Origin of the sequence: Allosphingosinicella sp. (assembly GCF_036570505.1) — a bacterium.
Taxonomy (GTDB): Bacteria; Pseudomonadota; Alphaproteobacteria; order Sphingomonadales; family Sphingomonadaceae; genus Allosphingosinicella.
Map to the genome: position 1 here is coordinate 23,109 of NZ_DATCYB010000083.1, position 20,626 is coordinate 43,734.

Annotated in this window: 24 protein-coding genes; 11 read left to right on the plus strand and 13 right to left on the minus strand. The window is 66.2% G+C overall.

The annotated features are described in order from the left end of the window. The first annotated feature begins 82 nt into the window (after nucleotides 1-82). The 6 genes from VIR62_RS10440 (at nucleotide 83) to VIR62_RS10465 (ending at nucleotide 3,482) form a co-directional block, all read left to right on the plus strand. Complete coding sequence (locus VIR62_RS10440) at nucleotides 83-538, plus strand: hypothetical protein (RefSeq protein ID WP_431871135.1); 456 nt, start codon at nucleotides 83-85, stop codon at nucleotides 536-538. A gap of 259 nt (nucleotides 539-797) precedes the next feature. Then, on the plus strand, nucleotides 798-1,445 hold the full coding sequence (locus VIR62_RS10445; RefSeq protein ID WP_431871055.1) for a cell wall hydrolase: 648 nt from the start codon (nucleotides 798-800) through the stop codon (nucleotides 1,443-1,445). A gap of 61 nt (nucleotides 1,446-1,506) precedes the next feature. Continuing rightward, nucleotides 1,507-1,818: an ArsR/SmtB family transcription factor gene (locus tag VIR62_RS10450; protein ID WP_431871057.1), complete on the plus strand. Its 312-nt coding sequence runs from the start codon at nucleotides 1,507-1,509 to the stop codon at nucleotides 1,816-1,818. 136 nt (nucleotides 1,819-1,954) lie between these two features. Continuing rightward, nucleotides 1,955-2,113: a hypothetical protein gene (locus VIR62_RS10455; protein ID WP_431871059.1), complete on the plus strand. Its 159-nt coding sequence runs from the start codon at nucleotides 1,955-1,957 to the stop codon at nucleotides 2,111-2,113. A gap of 155 nt (nucleotides 2,114-2,268) precedes the next feature. Then, a complete protein-coding gene (locus VIR62_RS10460; protein ID WP_431871061.1) occupies nucleotides 2,269-2,991 on the plus strand; it encodes a protein-L-isoaspartate(D-aspartate) O-methyltransferase in 723 nt (240 codons plus the stop codon). 116 nt (nucleotides 2,992-3,107) lie between these two features. Further along, a complete protein-coding gene (locus VIR62_RS10465) occupies nucleotides 3,108-3,482 on the plus strand; it encodes a hypothetical protein (protein ID WP_431871063.1) in 375 nt (124 codons plus the stop codon). Nucleotides 3,483-3,485: 3 nt separating this feature from the next. Here the strand turns inward: VIR62_RS10465 and VIR62_RS10470 are convergent, their stop codons facing one another. The 5 genes from VIR62_RS10470 to VIR62_RS10490 form a co-directional block, all read right to left on the minus strand. Next, nucleotides 3,486-5,543, minus strand: coding sequence for a 3-hydroxyacyl-CoA dehydrogenase NAD-binding domain-containing protein (locus tag VIR62_RS10470; protein WP_431871065.1), 2,058 nt, complete (start codon nucleotides 5,541-5,543; stop codon nucleotides 3,486-3,488). Nucleotides 5,544-5,684: 141 nt separating this feature from the next. After that, the gene (locus tag VIR62_RS10475) at nucleotides 5,685-6,035 is read right to left on the minus strand and encodes a cupin domain-containing protein (RefSeq protein WP_431871067.1); all 351 of its coding nucleotides are present in this window, start codon (nucleotides 6,033-6,035) and stop codon (nucleotides 5,685-5,687) included. Nucleotides 6,036-6,394: 359 nt separating this feature from the next. Further along, nucleotides 6,395-7,189 (minus strand): SDR family NAD(P)-dependent oxidoreductase, encoded by a 795-nt coding sequence (locus VIR62_RS10480; RefSeq protein ID WP_431871069.1) that lies wholly within the window; start codon nucleotides 7,187-7,189, stop codon nucleotides 6,395-6,397. A 76-nt stretch (nucleotides 7,190-7,265) separates the two neighbouring features. Beyond that, entirely contained in the window at nucleotides 7,266-8,045 is a 780-nt protein-coding gene (locus tag VIR62_RS10485) for an SDR family NAD(P)-dependent oxidoreductase (protein WP_431871071.1), read from the minus strand. Between the two features lie 96 nt (nucleotides 8,046-8,141). Beyond that, nucleotides 8,142-9,410: an acyl-CoA dehydrogenase family protein gene (locus VIR62_RS10490; RefSeq protein WP_431871073.1), complete on the minus strand. Its 1,269-nt coding sequence runs from the start codon at nucleotides 9,408-9,410 to the stop codon at nucleotides 8,142-8,144. Nucleotides 9,411-9,528: 118 nt separating this feature from the next. On the opposite strand from VIR62_RS10490, the gene VIR62_RS10495 reads away from it, so the two are divergent. The 3 genes from VIR62_RS10495 to VIR62_RS10505 all read left to right on the plus strand — a co-directional run bounded on the left by VIR62_RS10495 (nucleotide 9,529) and on the right by VIR62_RS10505 (nucleotide 12,695). Then, nucleotides 9,529-10,230 (plus strand): hypothetical protein, encoded by a 702-nt coding sequence (locus VIR62_RS10495; protein ID WP_431871075.1) that lies wholly within the window; start codon nucleotides 9,529-9,531, stop codon nucleotides 10,228-10,230. 69 nt (nucleotides 10,231-10,299) lie between these two features. Then, complete coding sequence (locus VIR62_RS10500) at nucleotides 10,300-11,463, plus strand: acyl-CoA dehydrogenase family protein (protein WP_431871077.1); 1,164 nt, start codon at nucleotides 10,300-10,302, stop codon at nucleotides 11,461-11,463. A gap of 116 nt (nucleotides 11,464-11,579) precedes the next feature. Next, complete coding sequence (locus VIR62_RS10505; protein WP_431871079.1) at nucleotides 11,580-12,695, plus strand: acyl-CoA dehydrogenase family protein; 1,116 nt, start codon at nucleotides 11,580-11,582, stop codon at nucleotides 12,693-12,695. 21 nt (nucleotides 12,696-12,716) lie between these two features. On the opposite strand, the gene VIR62_RS10510 is transcribed toward VIR62_RS10505, so the two are convergent. From VIR62_RS10510 to VIR62_RS10540, 7 genes are read right to left on the minus strand one after another with little or no spacing between them, the layout of a single operon-like run. Next, a complete protein-coding gene (locus VIR62_RS10510) occupies nucleotides 12,717-13,205 on the minus strand; it encodes a DUF421 domain-containing protein (RefSeq protein WP_431871081.1) in 489 nt (162 codons plus the stop codon). Beyond that, nucleotides 13,205-13,744 carry a hypothetical protein gene (locus VIR62_RS10515; RefSeq protein ID WP_431871083.1) on the minus strand — a complete coding sequence of 180 codons (540 nt, stop codon included), beginning with the start codon at nucleotides 13,742-13,744 and terminating at the stop codon, nucleotides 13,205-13,207. The genes VIR62_RS10510 and VIR62_RS10515 overlap by 1 nt, the downstream gene beginning before the upstream one ends. Nucleotides 13,745-13,776: 32 nt before the next feature. After that, nucleotides 13,777-14,184, minus strand: a complete 408-nt coding sequence (locus tag VIR62_RS10520; RefSeq protein WP_431871085.1) for a PaaI family thioesterase — start codon at nucleotides 14,182-14,184, stop codon at nucleotides 13,777-13,779. 32 nt (nucleotides 14,185-14,216) lie between these two features. After that, a complete protein-coding gene (locus VIR62_RS10525; RefSeq protein WP_431871087.1) occupies nucleotides 14,217-14,927 on the minus strand; it encodes a DUF3047 domain-containing protein in 711 nt (236 codons plus the stop codon). Beyond that, the gene (locus tag VIR62_RS10530; RefSeq protein WP_431871089.1) at nucleotides 14,924-15,511 is read right to left on the minus strand and encodes a TIGR04282 family arsenosugar biosynthesis glycosyltransferase; all 588 of its coding nucleotides are present in this window, start codon (nucleotides 15,509-15,511) and stop codon (nucleotides 14,924-14,926) included. Before VIR62_RS10530 ends, VIR62_RS10525 begins: the two co-directional genes overlap by 4 nt. Further along, the gene (locus tag VIR62_RS10535) at nucleotides 15,508-17,640 is read right to left on the minus strand and encodes an FAD-dependent oxidoreductase (protein ID WP_431871091.1); all 2,133 of its coding nucleotides are present in this window, start codon (nucleotides 17,638-17,640) and stop codon (nucleotides 15,508-15,510) included. Before VIR62_RS10535 ends, VIR62_RS10530 begins: the two co-directional genes overlap by 4 nt. A 25-nt stretch (nucleotides 17,641-17,665) precedes the next feature. Then, nucleotides 17,666-18,061, minus strand: coding sequence for a VOC family protein (locus tag VIR62_RS10540; protein WP_431871093.1), 396 nt, complete (start codon nucleotides 18,059-18,061; stop codon nucleotides 17,666-17,668). A 43-nt stretch (nucleotides 18,062-18,104) separates the two neighbouring features. Between VIR62_RS10540 and VIR62_RS10545 the strand changes: the two genes are divergently transcribed. Together VIR62_RS10545 and VIR62_RS10550 are read left to right on the plus strand one after the other, a co-directional pair. Continuing rightward, nucleotides 18,105-19,100 (plus strand): radical SAM protein, encoded by a 996-nt coding sequence (locus tag VIR62_RS10545; RefSeq protein ID WP_431871094.1) that lies wholly within the window; start codon nucleotides 18,105-18,107, stop codon nucleotides 19,098-19,100. Further along, nucleotides 19,100-19,756, plus strand: a complete 657-nt coding sequence (locus tag VIR62_RS10550) for a TIGR04283 family arsenosugar biosynthesis glycosyltransferase (RefSeq protein ID WP_431871096.1) — start codon at nucleotides 19,100-19,102, stop codon at nucleotides 19,754-19,756. The genes VIR62_RS10545 and VIR62_RS10550 overlap by 1 nt, the downstream gene beginning before the upstream one ends. Here VIR62_RS10550 and mtnP read toward each other — a convergent pair. Beyond that, on the minus strand, nucleotides 19,741-20,622 hold the full coding sequence (mtnP, locus tag VIR62_RS10555; RefSeq protein ID WP_431871097.1) for an S-methyl-5'-thioadenosine phosphorylase: 882 nt from the start codon (nucleotides 20,620-20,622) through the stop codon (nucleotides 19,741-19,743). The two genes, VIR62_RS10550 and mtnP, sit on opposite strands and share 16 nt — an antisense overlap. Nucleotides 20,623-20,626 lie beyond the last annotated feature (4 nt).

Below are 20,626 nucleotides of genomic sequence, written 5' to 3' on the forward strand. Positions count from 1 at the left end.
CGGGCGCGGTCGTTCCGCAAGGGTAGATCTGGCCGCAAGCCCCGCACTGGATTTCCGCCGCCGTACCCGCCAGAGTGCGGGCATGCGCCGCTTTCTCCTCCTGTCCCTGGTCGGCCTTTCCGGCTGCGGCGAGCCGGTCGAGGACAATCACTTCGCCAACAGCATCGAGCTGGAGCGGCCGGAGCCGTCGCCGGTGACGGTGGACACGGTGCCGGTGCGGATCGGCGAGCTGGGCGCCAGCTTCAACGCCTGCAACGCCGCCGGCACGACGCGCAACCTGGCCGAGGGCGGCAGCCTCCCGGTGCGGGCGGCGCCGTTCGACGCGGCGGAGGAAACGGGGGCGATCCCGGCCAGCGCCCGCTTCTTCGTCTGCACGCGCTCGCACGACCAAGGGTGGATGGGGGTCGTGTTTCATGAGGGCGGCACGCTCGATCCTTCCTGCGGCGTCTCCGGTCCGGTGACGACGGCCCGAGCCTATGACGGCCCCTGCCGCTCCGGATGGATCGCCAGCGCCTTCGTGAAGCTGGTGGCCGGCTAGTCGGCGAGGCGCCGCAAAGCATCGACAAATCAAATAGTTCCGTCGAGTCACCGCAGGATTCGGCTCGACTCGCCGATTAGTGGGTCTAGGCCGATTGATATATTATGCCCGCCCGGCCAAATGATGCTCACAGCACTTGACTGAAAGAGCGGGGGCCGCCGGTAAGACCTTTTGGGGCACGCGGCCATGCAAGTCGGGGGGTGGATCCGGATGCGTCCTGCATCCAGCGGGTCGGCCGACCGCACATATTAGAGAATTGATGATCAATATGCTTCGTGCCGGCGGCACCGCCGCGGCCGCGTTCGTCCTTGTCGCGACCGCCACCTTCGCCGGCCCCTCGTTGGCTTCGCGTGTCGATGCGGCGCCGACGGTCCATCCGGTCGCCGCCCACACCGAGGCCACGATCGAGGCCGGCGCTTATCGCGCCGACGCCGTCGCGGCGGCGCAGCAGATGGTGCAAGTCGCCGGCACCGCGGTGCCGCGTCCGCGCGGCCTGGAGGAACTGGTGAGGGCCTATGCCAGCGCCGAGACGTCGGACGCGGAGCAGGAATGTCTCGCCGGCGCCGTCTATTTCGAAGCCCAGGGCGAGCCGCTCACGGGCCAGTTGGCCGTCGCCGAAGTGGTGCTGAACCGCGCCGCTTCCGGCCGGTATCCAACCACCCTGTGCGAGGTCGTCATCCAGCCCTGGCAATTCTCGTTCGTCAACGCCACCGGCCGAATCCCCGAGGTCAACCGGGGCAGCGAAGCCTGGCGCGACGCCGTGGCGATCGCCCGCATCGCGACCGACAAGCTGGCGGGCAACCTGGACGAGGATGTCCTGTGGTATCACGCCGATTATGTCGCGCCCTCTTGGGGCCGTCGGCTCGACCGCGTCGACAAGATTGGGGCGCATATCTTCTACAGCTAGAAGACCGGCTACATTCAACCGGTCGGTTTACAGTGACCCTCCCGGCGGTTAGCCTGTCACCATGGTCGTTCAAAGCTCCGCCTCCCTCGACGCCATCTTTCACGCGCTGTCGGATCCGACCCGCCGGGTGATGCTGCGCAGCCTGGCGCTGGGCGAGCGCACGATCGGCGAGCTTGCGGCGCCCTTCAGCATGTCCTTCGCCGCCGCCTCAAAGCATGTGCGGGTGCTGGAGCGGGCGGGGCTGGTCAACCGTCGCAAGATGGGACGATCCTATATCTGCCGACTCGAACCGGCTCCGTTACGGGTTGCCGATCAGTGGATCAGCTTTTACGAAGGCTTCTGGGACGGGCGATTCTTGGTGTCGAGCGATTGACGCGAAGGCGGCCTGATCCGCTGGGGCGATCCGAAATAGGCGCGACTGCCGTACTCACGGCACCCGGTCGTTAACCTAACGATAACTTTGCCACGGCACCGTGGTTTTCTGCAGTGGTCCGTTGGGGGTAGAGTCAATGGAGTCCAATCAAAGCTATTACGCGCGCAGAGCCGTCCAGGAAGCCAAGGCGGCAGCGCGCGCGATGACGCCCACCGCCCAGGCGTGGCACCGGCAGCTCGCCGAGGAGTTCAGCAAGCGAGCGTACGAATCGGAACAGATGACCGCGACCGCCTGACGGCGACGGGTTATCAGCCCGCGGGTGCAAGGTAAGCACCCGCCAAGTCCTTCTACCCAACCCCATTTCCCGACATTTCGTGGGAGCCGTTCGGCCCGCCGGCGCGTTGTTGCACCGTGTCCGCAACGCCAGATCGTTCCTTGCTTTGGCGCCGATTGAAAAGCTTCGGCGCGCTGGCCATCCTGACGCTCGCCACCGGCATTCCCGCCCACACTGAACGCGAACTCGATTACGCCTCCGCCCGTGCCCGGCTGGTGGACTCGATCCGCGGCTATGCCCGATCGATGGGCGCGCGCGCCGATCCGCGTGTGCTCGCCGCCATGCGGACAGTGCCCCGGCACCAGTTCGTGCCGGCGGGGCAGCGCGACGAAGCCTATCGCGATTATCCGCTGCCGATCGGCGAAGGGCAGACGATTTCGCAGCCGACCATCGTCGCGATGATGACGCATCTGCTGAAGCCGGAGCCCGGCGACGTGATGCTCGAGGTCGGGACCGGCTCCGGTTACCAGGCGGCGGTGCTGTCGCGGCTGGTGGACCATGTCTATTCGATCGAGATCGTGGAGCCGTTGGCGCGGCGGTCGGCGAAGCGGCTCGATGCGCTTGGCTATGACAATGTCACGGTTCAGCATGGCGACGGCTATGCCGGGTGGCCGGCCCATGCGCCGTTCGACGGCATCATCGTCACGGCGGGAGCGAAGCATGTGCCGCCGCCGCTGGTCGAGCAATTGAAGCCCGGCGGGCGGATGGTGATTCCGGTGGGCTCGTCGCTCGGCACGCAGGAGCTGAAGCTCATCATGAAGGACGGAAAGGGGCGCGTGACCTCGCGGACTATCACGCCCGTCCGCTTCGTGCCGCTGACCCGGGAGGAACGGGATTGAGCGCCTGAACGGCAGGTTAATAGGGCGTTTTCAGGCGGTTCATTCGTGGAGGAGAGATTCGTCTTTCAGGAGTCGGAAATTCGAAGGAGCGGGTCGACAGGAAAGGAGCACGGCCCATGAGAAACTGGATCAGCAAAGGCATTCTTGGCGCGGCCGCGGTGGTGACCATAGCGGCCACGGCGGCACCGGCCGAGGCGCGGCGCTGGCGTCACCGCGACGATGACGACATCGGTTGGGCGATCGGCGCGGGAATCCTCGGTCTCGGCATCGGCGCCGCGATCGCCTCTTCATCGCGTGGCCGCTATTACGACCGCTACTATGATCCTTATTATGGCGGCGGATATTATGGCGACCCCTATTATGGCGGGCCCTATTATCGGGGCCGGCCCTATTACCGGGGATATGGCGGCTATTATCGACCGCGCTGCTATACCCGCCGGGTGTGGGATCCCTATTGGGGCCGCCGGGTGAGGGTGCGCTATTGCCGCTGAGGCTCAGCGGGTGAGCTTTTCACCCGCTTCGGCCTTGTTCGTGAGCAGCTTGGACAGCGAGAAGTCGCTGCCGAGCCGCTCCCTCTGGCGCTCCAGGCCGGCGACGATTTCCTTGAGGCCCACCGTGTCGGCCCAGAACATCGGGCCGCCGCGATAGACGGGCCAGCCATAGCCGTAGACCCAGACGACATCGATGTCGGAGGCGCGCTGGGCCATGCCTTCCTCCAGGATTTTCGCGCCCTCGTTGACCATCGTGTAGATCGTGCGCTCCATGATCTCCTGGTCGGTTATCTCGCGCTTCTCAATGCCGGCCTTCTGCCGGAATTCCTCGATCACCTCGGCGACGACGGGCGAGGGGGAGGGGCGGCGCTTGTCGTCATAATCGTAGAAGCCGGCGCCCTTCTTCTGGCCCCAGCGTTCCATCGCGCAGAGCTTGTCGCGGATATTCTCGATGCGATTGGGATCGCGGTGCCAGCCGATGTCGATGCCGGCGAGGTCCGCCATCTGGAACGGCCCCATTGGCATGCCGAACTCGACATGGACCTTGTCCACCTGTTCCGGGGTGGCGCCTTCGAGGAGGAGCTGCATCGCCTGCATCTGGCGCGGGATCAGCATGCGGTTGCCGATGAAGCCGTAGCAGACGCCCGCGACGACGGCGACCTTGCGGATCTTCTTGGCGAGCTGCATGGCGGTGACGAGGACGTCCGGCGCGGTTTTGGCGCCTCGCACGATTTCCAACAGCTTCATGATGTTGGCCGGCGAGAAGAAGTGGAGGCCGAGCACATCCTGCGGGCGCGAGGTGGCGGCGGCGATCTCGTCGATGTTGAGATAGGAGGTGTTGGAGGCGAGGATGGCGCCGGGCTTGGCGATCTTGTCGAGGCGGGTGAAGACGTCCTTCTTGACGTCCATATTCTCGAACACGGCCTCGATGATGAGATCGCACTCGGCCAGCGTCCCGAAGTCGAGCGTCGGGTTCAGGAGGCCCATCGCGCCCTCGACCTGCTCGGCCGTCACCTTCCCCTTGGAAGCGGTCGCCTCGTAATTCTTGCGCATGATGCCGGTGCCGCGATCGAGCGCGGCCTGCTCCATCTCGACGATGGTGACCGGGATGCCGGCGGAGAGGAAATTCATCGAGATGCCGCCGCCCATCGTGCCGGCGCCGATGACGCCGACGCGCTTGATGTCACGCGGCTTCGTATCTTCGGGCAGCCCCTCGATCTTGGAGGCCTTGCGTTCGGCGAAGAAGAAATATTGCTGGGCGCGGGCCTGGGTGCCGGTCATCAGCTCCATGAACAGGCGGCGCTCGTCGAGCACGCCCTCGGCATAGGGCTTGGCGACGGCGGCCTCGACGGCCTTGATCGTGGCCTCTGGCGCGTCGAAGCCGCGGAATTTCTTCGCGTTGGCCTTGCGGAACTCGTCGAACAGGGCCGGGTTGGCGCGCGCCTCGGCGAGCTTGTCGTCGCGCTCGCTGCTCCTGGGGATGGGGCGGACGTCGCGCACTTCTTCGGCGAAGGCTACGGCATGCTGCGTGAGATCGCCTTCGATCAGTCGGTCGACCAGACCGAGATCGTGGGCCTCCTTGGCGCCGATCGGATTGCCGGTGGCGACCATCTCAAGCGCCTTGGGCACGCCCACTACGCGCGGCAGTCGCTGGGTGCCGCCGGCGCCGGGGAGGATGCCGAGCTTCACCTCCGGCGTGCCGAGCTTCGCGTCCGGAACGGCGACGCGATAGTGGCAGGCCAGCGCCACCTCCAGCCCGCCGCCGAGCGCGGTGCCGTGAATGGCGGCGACGACCGGCTTGGTGCAGGCCTCGATCCGGTCGACCACCATCGGCAGCATCGGCATCTGCATGGGCTTGCCGAACTCGCTGATGTCGGCGCCGGCGAAGAAGGTGTTGCCCTCGCAGATGACCACCACCGCCTTTACCGTTTCGTCCGCGTCCGCCTCGTCCATCGCCTTCACCAGCCCCTCGCGCACCGCATGGCCGAGGGCGTTCACCGGCGGGTTGTTGGACGTGACGATCAGGATGTCGCCGTGACGCTGGGTGGTGATCGGGCTCATCAGGGTCTCCGGGTTTGGCGGTTCGGCCTCCGGATAGGCGTTAGTTTACGTGAACGTCAACTGGGGCGCTTCCGTCTTCTCCGTTGGGCTCGTGAGCTTTCTGGTCTCACGCGAAGACGCAAAGACGGACGGACGTGCCGTTCAATCATCTCCATGCGACTGTTCTGCCATCCGAGTTTTGCGGAACCCAAAGTCCTTATTCCGGTCCGCCTCCGTCTTGTAGTAGCCCTCCGCCGGGTAAATGGCCCGGAAACATCTCTCGACGTCTCCTCGCGGCAATATGCCAAGCACGCGGGCAAGGGCATCCGACCTGTTCTCGACCTTCATCCACGTGCCCGGCGGGATGAAAGCCGTTCCTCCAGCCCCGACAGTGTGGACTTCGTCGTCGAGAGTAAGGGTGATCTCGCCCTCGAGAACATAGAGCACCTCTTCGTCGACCTCGTGGAGGTGCGCCGGGGTCTCGGTCCCCGGAGGTACGATCCCGCTGCCCACATATAACTGCGAGGCGCCGGTCGAGATGGAGCCTACCTTGATGAGGGTGATAAACCCGTTCTCCCCGACGCTGCCAACGCCTCCTCGGCCGCGATCACGCGCGGCTGCGGCTCCGTCGTCTGGCTCATGGCAATGCTTGGTGTCAGGAGCGAGGCCAAGACAAGCGGTGTCGCGACAGCCTGGAATATTCTTCCGGTTCTCATGTGCCCACCGTTGCTTGGCAAGGTACGCACAACCACTGAGACAAGACGCTATACCTCCACTGGAAGGCCGTCCACCTGGCCGCTGCCCTCCGGCCATCCGCATTTAGCGGACCTGCGATCGGAGTGAGGGACGGTCCCTCGTGACCGTTTTCACAGCTATGCTGAGGTGATGCCCCAGCCTTGGCGGTTGTAGGGGTGCGACACTGAAAGGCCGCCGTCCACCACCAGCGCTTGACCGTTGACGTAGCTGCTCTCCTCTGACGCCAAGAAGAGGGCGGCTTGGGCGATTTCGTGGGGCTCGCCGCCGCGCCTCAGGGGGTTGAGGTGGCCGAGGCGGTCTTGCTGGCCGTTGGCGCGGGCGTGGTCGTAGAAGGGCTGGGTCATACCGGTTTCGATGAGGCCGGGGCAGAGGGCGTTGACCCGGACGTTGGAGCCGGCGAGCTGGGTGGCGGTGACCTGGACGAGGTTGATGAGACCGGCCTTGGAGGCGGAATAAGCCGGGCCGCCGGCGCCGGCGCGGAGGCCCGCGACCGAGGCGGTGCAGATGATGGAGCCGCGCCCTCGTTCCCTCATCAGCGGCGCGGCGTGCTTGATGGCGAGGAAGGGGCCGATGAGGTTGACGCGGAGGATTTCCTGCCAGTCCTCCGGCGTCTGCTCGAAGATCGAGGCGAGGCCGCCGGAGATGCCGGCATTGGCGAACACAATGTCGAGGCCGCCGAAGCGGGCGGCGGCGCCGCGGACGAGGTGGGCGACGTCCTTCTCCTGGCCGGCGTCGCAGCGCATGGGGATGGCGGCGGGGCCGATACAGGCGGCGGTTTCCTCCACGGCTTCGGCGGTGTCGGCGAGGATGAGGTAGGCGCCTTCCCTGGCGAACAGCTCGGCGGCGGCGCGGCCGATGCCGGAGCCCGCGCCGGTGATGATGGCGATTTTGTTGGCGAGGCGCTGGGTCATGCGTGTTCCCCGGCGGAAGCCCGGGTCCAGTACGGACTCCGAATCTGGGCCCCGGCTTTCGCCGGTGAGCAGCAGGTCACAGTCCCACTCCGATCGTGCTGCCGCCATCCACCACCACCGTCTGCCCGGTCATAAAGGTGGAGGCAGGGGAGGCCAGGAACACGGCGGCGCCGGCGATTTCGTGGACTTCGCCGATGCGTTGCATGGGGGTGTGGCGGGTGACGGCCTTGAGGGTGTCGGGATTTTCCCAGATGGCGCGGGCGAAATCGGTGCGGATGAGGCCGGGGGCGATGCAGTTCACGCGAACGCCCGCGGCGCCGAACTCGGCGGCGAGATTGCGGGCAAGCTGGAAGTCGGCGGCCTTGGAGATGTTGTAGGCGCCGATCATCGTTGACCCGGTCATGCCGCCGATCGACGAGATGAGGATGATCGAGCCGTCCTTCCGCTCCAGCATCCCCGGGGCGACCATCGAGATCAGCCAGTGGTTGGCGATGACGTTGTTTTCGAGGATCTTGCGGAACTGGTCGTCGCCGATGCCGGCCATCGGGCCGTAATAGGGGTTTGAGGCGGCGTTGCAGACGAGGATGTCGATGCGGCCGAGCTGGCGGTGGGTTTCGTCGACGAGGTGCTGGAGATCGTCCTTCGACGAGATGTTGGCGGGGATGGCGATGGCGGTGCCTTCGCCGTGCTTGGCGTTGATGGCCTGGGCGGCTTCGGCGCAGGCGTCGGCCTTGCGGCTGGAGATGACGACCCTGGCGCCCTGATCGGCCATCGCCTCGGCGATGGCGCGGCCAATGCCTCGGGAGGAGCCGGTGATGACGGCGACTTTGCCGGTGAGGTTGAAGAGGTTGCTCATGCCTAGCCTCATTCGTCCCGAGCGTAGTCGAGGGGCGTGTGTGATGAGGTGGTGCCAGCGCCCCTCGACTTCGCTCGGGACGAACGGATCAGGTTGTCAGGTCGCAGGCGCATATTTGGCGAACTCCATGAGGGCGATGCTGCGGTTGTGGACCTCATCTGGACCATCGGCGAGGCGGAGGGTGCGGATGCCGGCCCAGCTGGCGGCGAGGTTGAAGTCCTGGGAGACGCCTGCACCCCCATGAGCCTGGACCGCGTCGTCGATGATGCGTAGCGCCATGTTGGGCGCCTGGACCTTGATCATGGCGATCTCCAGCTTCGCGGCCTTATTGCCGGCCTTGTCCATCCTGTCGGCGGCCTTCAGGCAGAGGAGGCGCGACATCTCGATGTCGATGCGCGCCTGGGCGACGCGCTGCTCCCAGACGCTGTGGTCGGAGAGGTGCTTGCCGAAGGCGGTGCGGGACTGGAGGCGCCTGACCATGGCTTCCAGCGCCTCCTCGGCCGCGCCGATGGTGCGCATGCAATGATGGATGCGGCCGGGGCCGAGGCGACCCTGCGCGATCTCGAAGCCGCGCCCTTCACCGAGCAGCATGTTGGAGGCGGGGATGCGGACATTGTCAAGCGCGATCTCCATGTGGCCGTGGGGGGCGTCGTCATAGCCGTAGACGGTAAGCGCCCGCTCGATGGTGACGCCCGGCGCGTCGAGGGGCATCAGGACCATGGACTGCTGCTGGTGCTTGCCCGCGTCCGGATCGGTCTTGCCCATGACGATGGCGACCTTGCAGCGCGGATCGCCGGCGCCGGAGGACCACCATTTGCGGCCATTGATGACATATTCGTCGCCGCCTGCCCCGGACCCCGATCCGGGGTCGCGGCGGATTTCGCACTGGATGTTGGTGGCGTCGGACGAGGCGACCGCCGGCTCGGTCATCAGGAAGGCGGAGCGGATTTCACCGTTCATCAGCGGGCGGAGCCATTGTTCCTTCTGCTCGCGCGTGCCGTAGCGGTGGAGAACCTCCATGTTGCCTGTGTCGGGGGCGGAGCAGTTGAAGACTTCCGCCGACCAGAGGATGCGACCCATCTCCTCGGCACAGAGGGCATATTCGAGATTGGTAAGCTGGGTGCCTTCGAACTCGAACGTGTCGTCGACATGGGCCAGCGCCTGGCCGGGCGGCATGAAGAGGTTCCAGAGGCCGGCCGCCTTCGCCTTCGGCTTCAACTCCTCGATGATGGGAAGCGGCTGCCAGCGATCGCCGGCCGCGAGCTGGTCCTTATAGTCCTGGAGCCGAGGGCGAATCTCGGAATCGATGAAGGCGCGCACGCGGTCGCGGTGGAAGGCCTCGCGTTCCGTAAGGTCAAAGTCCATGCCGGCGGTTTCCCCTTGTGCGGCTGCGTCCCTTCCCTGTCAGAAACGGCGGTTTCTCGCCAGTGTTCTTCCCTTTCGTCGGAGCCGTTGTTACCAACCCCGCCGGGAGACAGTATCGATGCGTTCTTTGCCTTTCGCCCTGCTGGCCGCGGGCCTCCTCGCCGGATGCGCCGGGGGCAATATCGCCGACCGGATCGGCCCGACCGCCGGCATCGTCACTGAGCAGCTAACCCGCTACGGCCTCGATCTTGGCCAGACCCGCTGCGTCAGCGAGGCGCTGGCGGACCGGCTGACGCCGCTGCAGATGCGGCGGCTGGAGCGGCGGGCGCGGTCGGTGACGCAGGGTTATTACGACCCCAGCCGGCTGACCGTGCGCGACCTCACCTATGTCGCCAGCACGATGCAGGACGCGGTGGTGGAGCGCGAGCTGGTGCGGGCGACCGTCGCCTGTGATGCGATCCCGAAGGTGGTCGTGGCGGTCCCGGCGCCCGTGCCCGAGCCCGAGCCGCGTCCGGCTGTGTGGCTCAATTTGGGCTCGGCGCTTTCGGGGCAATCGATCGCGATCGATGCCTCGACGCTCGAGGAGGATGAAGGTCTTCGCCAGGCCTGGTTCCGGATGACCGATCCGGGAGGGGAGGGCCCCAGTGAGGACATCTTCCTGCTCAAGGTCAATTGCGCGGGCAAGACGATCAACGCGACGGAGCGGCGCAAGCTTGGCGCGGACGGCGAAGTAGTCGAGAAAGTCGAATATCCCGACAACCCGCTTCCCGCGGAGGACGGGACAGTGATGCAGATCGCCTATCTCGCGCTCTGCACCTGAGGCGCGGGAGGCGGTTGACCCCACTGGCCGACTCCTGCCATTGACGTTTACGTAAAGGAGAGGAGCCGCATGGCCGACCTGGAGACTTTCCGTCGCGAAACCCGCGCCTGGCTGGCGGCCAACTGCCCCGCCGAAATGCGCGAGCCGGTGCGGGACGAGAGCGACTATTGCTGGGGCGGGCGCAACCCCGCCTTCAAGACCGACGCGCAGAAAAGCTGGATGGAGTTGATGGGGGCACGCGGATGGACCGTGCCCGAATGGCCGAAAGAATATGGCGGGGGCGGACTCTCTCCGGCCGAAACCAAGATCCTGCGTCAGGAGATGGCCGCGATCGACGCACGCAATCCGCTCATGAGTTTTGGGATTTCCATGCTGGGGCCGGCGCTCCTCAAATACGGCACCGAGGAGCAGAAGAAGCGGTTTCTCCCAGAGATCGCGCGGGGGGAGATACGCTGGTGCCAGGGCTATTCGGAGCCCAATGCCGGCTCCGACCTCGCTTCGCTCCAGACGAAATGTGAGGACAAGAGCGACCATTGGCTCGTCAACGGCCAGAAGGTCTGGACCAGCTACGCCGACAAGGCGGACTGGATCTTCTGCCTCGTACGAACCGATCCGGCCGCGCCCAAGCACAAGGGCATAAGCTTTCTCCTCTTCGACATGGCCTCGCCCGGCGTCTCGACGAAGCCGATCCTGCTCATTTCCGGCTCCTCGCCTTTCTGCGAGACCTTCTTCGATGACGTGAAGGTGCCGAAGGAGCAGGTGGTCGGCGAGGTGAATAGGGGCTGGGACGTCGCCAAATATCTCCTGGGTCACGAGCGCGAGATGATCAGCGGCATGGGGCTGGGCGGCACCGGCGAGAGCCTGGGGGCGGCGCTGGCGGCAAAGCTGAAGGACGATCCGGTCCTCCGCGCCGATGTCGCCCGGTTCGATGTCGATGCGATGGCGTTCCGGGCAATGTCGGAGCGGTTCATCGACGAGCTGAAGGCGGGGCAGGCGCATCCGGCCCAGCCGTCGATGATGAAATATGCCGGGACCGAGCTCAACAAGGCGCGGCACGAGTTGATCATGGCCGCGGGCGGCTCCGGCGCGCTCGAATGGGAGAGCGAGCGTTCCAAAGCCGGCAAGGCGGCGCGGGAGTGGCTGCGCACCAAGGCCAATTCGATCGAGGGCGGGACCAGCGAGATTCAGCTCGGCATCATCGCCAAGCATATCCTGGAGCTGCCGGGGACGTGAGTGGGAGCCCCGATCTCGTTCGTCCCGAGCGTAGTCGTGGGGCGCAAGTGATGACTCGGTGCCAGCGCCCCTCGACTACGCTCGGGACGAACGGATTCTTCAGTTAGGATATACGGATGCCGCTCTACCTTACCGACGATCAGGTCATGCTCCGCGACAGCGCGCGGGAGTTCATGGCGGCTGAAGGGTCGATCGCGAAACAGTATCGCAAATATCGCGACATGAATTGCAAGGACGGCTTCGGGCATGGCTTGTGGAAGCAGTTCGCCGAGATAGGCTTTACCGGCATTCTGGTCGACGAGGCGGATGGCGGAGTGGGCCTCGGCCATGTCGAGGCCGGGATCGTGCTGGAGGAGGTCGGGCGGAACCTGACGCCTTCGCCCTTCCTGATCACGGCGGTGGCGGTGGTCGAGGCGCTTCGGGATACGAGGCATAGGGAGCGCTGGTATCCCGGCATATTGGCCGGCGACACGGTGGCGGCCCTTGCCATCGACGAAGGCTCGAAGCATCGGCCGGAATCGATCGCCATGATCGCCGAGCGGTCCGGCAACGGGTTCCGCCTCAGCGGCCGCAAGCAGTTCGTCGTGCAGGGCGCGTCGGCCGATTTCTTCGTCGTCGCCGCCGCGACTCCCGACGGGCTGACCCTGTTCGCGGTCGAGAAGGGGGTGAAGGGGCTGGAGGTCGAAGGCGTGCGGCTGGCCGACGCCAGCATCGGCGCGCGGCTGGAATTCGATCGGGTGGAGTTGGACGCCGATGCGGTGATCGGCGAGGTCGGGCAGGGCGGGCCCTTGCTCCACCGGGTGCTGAACGCGGGGCGCGTGGGCGCGGCGTCGGAGCTGGTCGGCGTCGGATCGGCGGCGACGGGGATGACCGTCGACTATTTGAAGCAACGCAAGCAGTTCGGGCGGCTCATCGGCGAATTCCAGGTGCTGCAACACCGGGCTGCGCACCTCTATTCCGAGCTGGAGATCGCGCGCGCGGCAACCCTCAAGGCGCAGCAGTTGCTGGACGAAGATGCCGACGAGGCCGACATGATGGTGTCGGTCGCCAAGGCCAAGGCCGGGTCGGCCTCTGCCCTCGCCGTGCGGGAAGGCGTCCAGATGCATGGCGGTATCGGCATGACCGACGAATATGACATCGGCCTCTACATGAAGCGCGATCGGGTGCTGAGCGAACTGTTCGGCGACGCCGCTTATCATGCCGACAGGGTGGCTCGGCTCAACGATTATTGAGGCGCGTCAAAGGCGCGGGCGTCAGGTGATCCCGGCCCCCGGATCGCTGTTCAGCGGCGGACTCTCGCCATTGCCGTGCTTGATGAAACTGATCTTGCCTTCGGGTTCCAGGATCGCCCAGGCGACCTTGTCCATGTGGGAGATACCCGCCAGGCGCATCTCGGATTCCACTTCCGCGCGGGTCATGCGGTCGCGGCGCAGATTGCCCTCCAGAAGCTCGCCGTCGCGGATGATGATGCGGGGCGCTCCTTCGATATAATCCTGGAGCCGGGGAAACAGATAGCCCGACCAGGCCAGAAGCAGGCTCCAGAACGCGAAGGTCACGACCGCCAGGATCGCGCCGGTGACGCTGAAATCATTGTGCGTCACGCCCTGCTGGATGAGGTCGCCCATCACGATCAGCACGACGAGCTCGAACGGCGTCAGCTGGCTGAGCTCGCGCTTACCGAGCAGGCGGAGCAGCCCGTAGACCACGAAGAACATCGCGGTGGCGCGAAGGACTATGTCCATCAGGGACGAACCTTGGTGCTCAGCGGCAGCCGGACCAGCTCCCTGTCGCCATCGAACACGGCCACCACGCCCCGGTTGGTGCCGATCATTGACGGATTGATCTGGAAGTCGATCTTGACAACGAGCGGCTTGCCGGGCTCGGCGGGTCCGTAGGAATAGCGGAAGAAGCCGTTCTCGAAGCTCTCCTCGGCCGCCGCCGGGATCATCGTGTTCTGGGTAAAGTCCCGCCATAGCGAAGGCGTCACGGCGAGCGTGAGATCCGAGACGGGCCGCTTCGGCATGATCGCGATCTCGGCTTCGAAATACATGCCGGTGCGGATGACGTCGGGACTTTTGACCGACAGGCTGGCTTCGTCCGACGTGGCGGTGAATTCCGGGCGCGGTCCGCCACCGAAGAATCCGGCGAGCGCGACCGCCAGGAACGCGCCCAGCAGGATGACCGAGACGGGACTGGCGTGACGGCCGAGCACCCCTCTTTCCGAGAGGTGGGCGTGTTCCAGCCCGTCGGGAAAGCGCTGTCGGTGCTTGCGCAATGTCATGAATCGATCTTTGATCGAAGTGCCGGAACTCGTCAACGCGGCCCGCCGGGTCCCTCCCGCCGCAGCAGCAGGTTCATGTGGGCGGCCGCGATCGGCTTTTCACGGTCCTGCTGCCAGGCATGGGCCTCGACATTGGCGACGCGGTTGCCGAGGCGGGTAACGACCGCGGAAGCATAGGTTTCGTGGTCGATGCCGCCGCGCATGAAATCGACGGTGACGTTGATCGGCTTCACGATGACGCCCTCGCGAGATCCGAGTGCGTCATAGAGCGTTCCCAGCGCGGCGAATTCAAGAAGGCCTGCGATGGCGCCGCCGTGGAGATAGCCGGGGCGGCCGACGACCTGCTCTCGGAAAGGCATGACCCAGACGAGTTCGCCGCCGTCGCCGCGGTTCATGCTGAGGCCGAGCAGCCGGGCGTAGGGCGGGAGTTCGTCGGTCACGGACGCGCTTATAGCCGGCCGCGCCGGCCGCGCTAGCTTTGGCAGGGTGTGCCGCGGGGAACGAAGTGAAGGTCGGCGAAGGCGGCGCGGGCGCTGCCGTTGGTGTTGTCGGTATCGGTGGCGATGGCGATCCGGGTCGGCTTGCCGGGTTTCCCTTCGAAACCGCGGGCGAAATCGGCGGCGACGTCGGCGCGCTCTTCGACCCATTTTCCGGCGCCGGCCGCGCCGGTTTCGGCGACGATCATCTGGGCGCGGTCGGTGTAGGCGCTCTTGCGGCGGGTGCCGACGGGGTTGCGATTGTCCCAGACATAGGTGACCGCCGCGTCGGGCACATCCCGGCCGAACAGGCGGCGGGCGATGCCCAGCTTGAAGCGGGTGCCGGCGCTGAGAGCGCTGCTGGGCATGTCGAAGGCGACATAGACCCGGGCGGCGTAATCGTCGCCGCTCTTCTTGCGCATGTCGGCGTTCGCGACCGGCGCGTCGACATACCAGCGCCAGCAGAGGATGGGCGTGGCGGCTAGATCGATCGAGATGGGGCGGGCAAGGATGGCCATGCTGTCCTTCGACCGCGCCTCGACCGACGTGACGCCGGCCGTGGTCGTCACTTGGTAGCGCGTGGGCGCCACATCATCGTCGAGCCGCACGACCCGCCAGGGCGAGGGCGGCGCGCCCGGCCCGTTGAACCTGCCAACCCAGATTGGCCCGCCGGCGGCGAGGGCTGCGGCAACGAGGGCGGTGATCATGGCGGCGTGTCTCCCAGGATGGAGAGGTCGGCGGGCTCGTCTATGTCGCGCAAGGTCTCGCCGATGTGCAGCGACCAGTCCAGCGCCTTGATACGCTCGATGGTCTGCCGGGCGACCGCGTCGGTGCTCCAGGCGATATCGGTGAAGAGCGATCGATCGAGCCTGTTCAGCCCGAGCAGCGCATAGCCGCCATCTTCGGCCGGGTGGAGGATGGCGTCGTGGTCGCGCAACTGCTCGGCGGCGGCTTTTAAGCGCTTACGGTCGAGATCAGGACAATCTGTGCCGATAAAGAGAAGCGGGGTCTCGGCCCGACGAGCGGCGCGCCAGAGGCGGTCTCCGAGGTCGCCTGCGCCCTGGTCGGTCAATTCCACGCCACGCGGGATTTCCTCGTCCCAGTCGAGATGATGGGCGAGGCAGAGCTCCACCGGACCAACCCCGGCCGCCAGGGCTTCGCGGCAGGTATCGAACAGCATGCGCCGGGCCAGTTCGGCGGCGCCTTCGGGGCCGAGGGCGGGGATGAGGCGGGTCTTGGCGTGGCCCGGTACGGGCGCCTTGGCGAAGATGATGATGCGGGCCCCGGTCATCCGCGTCTCCAGCCATGATAGCGCTCGACCCAGCGCAGCAGCCGCTCGGGCTTGCGGGCCTTTTTCCACTCGCCGGCGGCATATTTGTTCGCCTCCGCCATGGTCGGGTAGGCGTGGATCGTGCCGAGCAGCTTGTTGAGGCCGATGCCGTGCTTCATCGCCAGCACGATCTCCGCGATCGTCTCGCCGGCATTGTGCGCGACGATGGTGGCACCGAGAATGCGGTCCTTGCCGGGTGCGACCAGCAGCTTCACGAAGCCGCGGTTCGCGCCCTCGGCGACGGCGCGGTCGAGGTGGCCAAGATCGTGGCGGGCGATTTCAAAGGCGACGCCCGCCTCTCTCGCCGACTGCTCATTGTGGCCTACATGGGCGACCTCGGGATCGGTGAACGTGACGCGAGGAATGATCGAGTAGTCGGCGCGGTAGCGGCGGAGCGAGCCGAACAGCGCGTTGACGGCGGCATACCAGGCCTGATGCGCGGCGAAGTGGGTGAACTGGTAAGGCCCGGCCACGTCGCCGACGGCGAAGATGTTGGGATAGAGCGTTTCGAGATAGTCGTTGGCGACGACGGCCTTGTCGGTTTCGATGCCCAGGTCTTCCAGCCCGTAGCCGGTGAGCCGGGCCTTGCGGCCAACGGCCAGGATCAGGTCGTCGAATGGGATTGAAACCTCTCCGCCGGCCGCGCGGGCGATCAATGTCTTGCCCTCGATGCCGATGGCTTCGTGACCGGTGAGGATGTCGACACCTTCCTGGCGCAGCTGTCCGGCGACGAAGTCGGAGACCTCCTCATCCTCCTTGAGCAGGATGCGCGGGCCGTACTCGACCTGTGTGACCTTTGAACCAAGGCGAGCGAACGCCTGCGCCATTTCGGTGCCGATCGGGCCGCCGCCGAGAATGACGAGCCGTGCGGGCATCTCCTCTCGGTGGGCGAGTTCGTCCCACATCGTGTCGCTGGTGAGATAGCCCGACTCCGAAAGGCCGGGGATGTCGGGGATGTCGGGTTCCCCGCCGGCGGCGATGACGATGGCGCGGCCGGTGAGGCGTTCCGCGCCGTCTATTTCTACCGTCCAGGGATCGACGATTTTAGCGTAGCCGAGGCGGACGTCGACGCCGAGGCTTATATAGCGCTCGACGCTGTCGGCAGGCTCGATGACCTTGATGATGGTTTGGATACGCTTCATCAGCGCCTTGAAGTCGAAGGCGGGCTCGCGCGGATCGAGACCGTACCAGTCGGCGGTGCGGATTTCGTGGGCGAGGCGGGCGGTGCGGATCAGCGCCTTGGAGGGGACGCAGCCGGTGTTGAGACAGTCGCCGCCCATCTTGTTCGCCTCGATCAGCGTCACCTTGGCGCGGACGGTGGCGGCTATATAGGCGGTGACGAGCCCGCCGGCGCCGGCGCCGATGACGATAAGATTGCGATCGAAGCGGCGGGGGCGTTTCCAGCGGCGATAGACGCGTCGCCGCTTCCACCATCCCACCGCCCATTTGGCGATCAGCGGGAACAGGCCGAGCAGGACGAACGAGCCGATCAGCTCGGGCGAAAGAATGTCGGCGGTACTGTCGATCGTCGCGAGCTGGGTGCCGGCGTTCACATAGACGATGGTGCCGGGCAGCATTCCGACCAGGCTGACGAGGGCAAAGGGCAGGACGCGCATCGCGGTGAGGCCCATCGCCAGGTTGACCAGGAAGAAGGGGAAGAGCGGCACCAGCCGCAGGGTCAGCAGGTAGAAATTGCCGTCGCGCTCGACGCCGCGGTCTACGGCGCCCACGGCCTTCGGAAAGCGCGCCCGAACCCAGTCCCGCGCGACGAATCGCGACGCCAGCATCGCCAGGGTCGCGCCGATGGTCGAGGCCAGGCTGACGATAAGGGTGCTTTCGACCAGCCCGAACAGTGCCCCGCCGGCCAGCGTCATCGCGGCCGCGCCCGGCAGCGACAGGCCGGTGACGGCGATGTAGGCGAGGGCGAAGGCCAGAGCCGAGGCGATCGGCCAGGCAGCGACGACGCGCAACAGGGCATCCCGATCTTCCTTGAGCCCGCTTAGGCTCAGGCGATCCGCGCCGCCCGACCAGAGGAACAAGGCGACGGCGGCGACGATCAGCAGCAGCAGGCCGAGCTTGCCGAGCTTCATCGCTTTCGTCTCCGCGGGATCGTCCTCACGCCAGGTTCAACTGCCACGACACGCCGAAGCGGTCGTTCAACCATCCGAAGCGGCGAGAGAAGCCGTAATTGTCGAGTGGCATCAGCGCCTGCCCGTCTTCCATGAGGCCCGCGTAGAGCCGCTCCAGCTCCGCTTCATCCTCGCATTCGACGAACAGCGAGACGGAGGGCGTGAAGGTGAAGGCATGGTGCACCGGACTGTCGATGCAGATAAGCTCCTGGCTGGAGAGGCGGAGCGTCGCGCGCCTTACCGATCCTTCGGTGCCCGCCTCGTCGGGCCCATATCGGTCTATGGCGGTGATGGCGGCGCCTTCGAACAAGGAGGCATAGACGCCCATCGCTTCCTCTGCTTTGCCTTCGAACATCAGGAATGGGGTGACGCTATGAGCCATGCTGTTGCCTCTCCTCTGGCGGAGGTGTGGCGAGAGGCGTAGCATGACCTTGTCGCCGCGCCGAGGGAGAAGCGCCATCGCCACCGTCATAGAGGAACCGCCCTCTCCCTTCCTCGATCCAGAAGCGCGTCCGGTCGACCCGGGCAAGTTTCGCGATCCGCTGGTGACGGCCAAGGACGAGCCGAGGGCGCATGTGGGACTGGAGCGGCTGGAGACGTTGTGGATCAACACCGGCACGCTCTGCAATCTCACCTGCAAGACCTGCTATATCGAAAGCTCCCCGACCAATGACGCGCTGGTCTATCTGACCTTGGCCGAGGCCGAAGGCTATCTCGACGAGGCGGAGCGGATGGGCACGCGCGAGATCGGCTTTACCGGCGGCGAGCCCTTCATGAACCGCGACATGATCGCGATGATGCAATCGGCGCTGCGACGCGGTTTCGACGTGCTGGTGTTGACCAACGCGATGCGGCCGATGCGGCGGTTCGAGGCCGAGCTGGTCGAGATGGCACGGGCATCCAGGGATCGGCTGACGATGCGGGTCAGCCTCGATCATTACACCAGGGGCACCCACGAGGCGGAGCGTGGCACCGGAACTTGGGACAAGGCAGTCGACGGATTGAAATGGCTGTCCCGCAACGGCTTCAGGCTGGCCGTCGCCGGGCGTCTGCTTCCCGGCCAGAGCGAGGCCGAGGAACGCGCCGGCTATGCCCGGCTGTTCGACGAGCTGGGCGTAATGGTCGAAGGGGGGTTGGTGCTTTTCCCGGAAATGGACGCCGCCGCCGACGTTCCAGAGATCAGCGAGGCCTGCTGGGGGATATTGGGCGTGTCGCCTTCCACCATGATGTGCGCGACCAGCCGGATGGTGGTGAAGGCAAAGGGCGCGGCCCGGCCGCACGTCGTCGCGTGCACGCTCCTTCCCTATGACGAGCAGTTCGCGATGGGCGAGACGCTGGCGGAGGCGCGGCGCGAGGTCAGGCTCAATCATCCCCATTGCGCCCGTTTTTGTGTGCTCGGCGGAGCGAGCTGCTCCGGCTGATGCTGTCCATCGTCATTCCAACCCTGAACGCGGACGATCATCTTCCCGCCTGCCTGGACGCGGTGCGGGGCGATAACGAGATCGTCGTGGTCGATGGCGGATCGGCGGACGCCAGCGCTGTGGTCGCCGAAGCGGCCGGAGCCCGCGTCGTGCGGACGGCGAGGGGGCGCGGCACGCAGCTCAGGGCCGGCGCGGAGACCGCGCGGGGAGACTGGCTGCTGTTTCTTCATGCGGACACACGTTTGGGTGCGGGTTGGCGCGAGACAGCGGCAATGTACATGGCTTCGCGACCGGGCGCGCCAGCCTGCTTCCGCTTCCGGCTCGACGACGATGCCTGGCAGGCGCGGATCATCGAACGAGGCGTAGCGGCGCGGGCGCGGCTATTGGGCCTGCCCTACGGCGATCAGGGCCTGCTGGTTTCACGAGAACGTTATGAGGCGGCGGGGGGCTACCGGGACCTGCCCCTGATGGAAGATGTCGATCTGGTGCGCCGGCTTAGGCGCGTGCGGGTGCTGGATGCGGACGCCATCACCAGCGCGGCGCGATGGCGGCGGGACGGCTGGTTCAGGCGGTCGGCGCGCAATGCAGTGTGTCTGGGGCTGTATCGTGCCGGGGTGCCCGTCCATCGGATCGCGCGGGTCTATTCGCCCTCCTGACGGGCCAGCACTCTCCGGCAGACCGCGTCCAGCTTCGCCATCAATGTCGCACCGCGCGCGTCGGGCGGGGTGATGAGGGCCGTGTCGAGCACCGTGTCGATCGGGGAGGGCGGACGCTCTCCTGGAAGAGCCTTGGCGAGTTCGACAATCAGTCGTTGCGCCGTGGCCGCATTGGCCTGGAGCTGGGCGAGGATTTGGGTGATGTCGACATCGTCGCCGTCGCTTCGCCAGCAATCATAGTCGGTGACCATGCCGATCAGGGCGTAGGGAAGCTCGGCTTCGCGGGCGAGGCGGGCTTCGGGCATGGCGGTCATGCCGATCACGTCGGAGCCCCATTGGCGGTAGAGGCGGCTCTCGGCGCGGGTGGAAAGCTGCGGGCCCTCCATGGCGAGATATGTGGCGCCGCGGGCGACGTCGGCGCCGGCCACCTCGGCTGCGTTCGCCGCCAGGTCGGAGAGACGGGGGCAGACCGGGTCGGCCATCGGGACGTGAGCGACGACGCCGGGCCCGAAGAAGCTCCGATCCCGCGCGAAGGTGCGGTCGATGAACTGGTCGACGACGACGAAAGCGCCGGGCGTCAGCTCCTCCTTCAGCGAGCCGATGGCGGAGAGGGCGAGGATGTCGGTGCAGCCGGCGCGCTTCAAGGCGTCGATATTGGCGCGGGCGTTGACGTGGCTCGGCGGCAGGCGGTGGCCGCGCCCGTGGCGGGGGAGGAAGGCGAATTTGACGCCGTGGATGCGACCGACGAGGAGTTCGTCGGAAGGCTTGCCCCAGGGCGTGTCGACGGCGATCCACTGCGCGCCCTCGAGCGAATCCGTTGCGTAGAGGCCGGAGCCGCCGATGATGCCGATCGTCCATTCGCTCATATGG

Excerpts from the sequence above, each read along its gene's own strand:
- VIR62_RS10525 (WP_431871087.1), bottom strand. The coding sequence starts at position 14,927 with ATGATCACCGCCCTCGTTGCCGCAGCCCTCGCCGCCGGCGGGCCAATC.
- VIR62_RS10440 (WP_431871135.1), top strand. The coding sequence starts at position 83 with ATGCGCCGCTTTCTCCTCCTGTCCCTGGTCGGCCTTTCCGGCTGCGGC.
- VIR62_RS10445 (WP_431871055.1), top strand. The coding sequence starts at position 798 with ATGATCAATATGCTTCGTGCCGGCGGCACCGCCGCGGCCGCGTTCGTC.
- mtnP (WP_431871097.1), bottom strand. The coding sequence starts at position 20,622 with ATGAGCGAATGGACGATCGGCATCATCGGCGGCTCCGGCCTCTACGCA.
- VIR62_RS10505 (WP_431871079.1), top strand. The coding sequence starts at position 11,580 with ATGCCGCTCTACCTTACCGACGATCAGGTCATGCTCCGCGACAGCGCG.
- VIR62_RS10545 (WP_431871094.1), top strand. The coding sequence starts at position 18,105 with ATGACCTTGTCGCCGCGCCGAGGGAGAAGCGCCATCGCCACCGTCATA.
- VIR62_RS10485 (WP_431871071.1), bottom strand. The coding sequence starts at position 8,045 with ATGAGCAACCTCTTCAACCTCACCGGCAAAGTCGCCGTCATCACCGGC.
- VIR62_RS10480 (WP_431871069.1), bottom strand. The coding sequence starts at position 7,189 with ATGACCCAGCGCCTCGCCAACAAAATCGCCATCATCACCGGCGCGGGC.
- VIR62_RS10530 (WP_431871089.1), bottom strand. The coding sequence starts at position 15,511 with ATGACCGGGGCCCGCATCATCATCTTCGCCAAGGCGCCCGTACCGGGC.
- VIR62_RS10510 (WP_431871081.1), bottom strand. The coding sequence starts at position 13,205 with ATGGACATAGTCCTTCGCGCCACCGCGATGTTCTTCGTGGTCTACGGG.
- VIR62_RS10535 (WP_431871091.1), bottom strand. The coding sequence starts at position 17,640 with ATGAAGCTCGGCAAGCTCGGCCTGCTGCTGCTGATCGTCGCCGCCGTC.
- VIR62_RS10450 (WP_431871057.1), top strand. The coding sequence starts at position 1,507 with ATGGTCGTTCAAAGCTCCGCCTCCCTCGACGCCATCTTTCACGCGCTG.
- VIR62_RS10470 (WP_431871065.1), bottom strand. The coding sequence starts at position 5,543 with ATGAGCCCGATCACCACCCAGCGTCACGGCGACATCCTGATCGTCACG.
- VIR62_RS10495 (WP_431871075.1), top strand. The coding sequence starts at position 9,529 with ATGCGTTCTTTGCCTTTCGCCCTGCTGGCCGCGGGCCTCCTCGCCGGA.
- VIR62_RS10465 (WP_431871063.1), top strand. The coding sequence starts at position 3,108 with ATGAGAAACTGGATCAGCAAAGGCATTCTTGGCGCGGCCGCGGTGGTG.
- VIR62_RS10490 (WP_431871073.1), bottom strand. The coding sequence starts at position 9,410 with ATGGACTTTGACCTTACGGAACGCGAGGCCTTCCACCGCGACCGCGTG.
- VIR62_RS10540 (WP_431871093.1), bottom strand. The coding sequence starts at position 18,061 with ATGGCTCATAGCGTCACCCCATTCCTGATGTTCGAAGGCAAAGCAGAG.
- VIR62_RS10515 (WP_431871083.1), bottom strand. The coding sequence starts at position 13,744 with ATGACATTGCGCAAGCACCGACAGCGCTTTCCCGACGGGCTGGAACAC.
- VIR62_RS10500 (WP_431871077.1), top strand. The coding sequence starts at position 10,300 with ATGGCCGACCTGGAGACTTTCCGTCGCGAAACCCGCGCCTGGCTGGCG.
- VIR62_RS10455 (WP_431871059.1), top strand. The coding sequence starts at position 1,955 with ATGGAGTCCAATCAAAGCTATTACGCGCGCAGAGCCGTCCAGGAAGCC.
- VIR62_RS10550 (WP_431871096.1), top strand. The coding sequence starts at position 19,100 with ATGCTGTCCATCGTCATTCCAACCCTGAACGCGGACGATCATCTTCCC.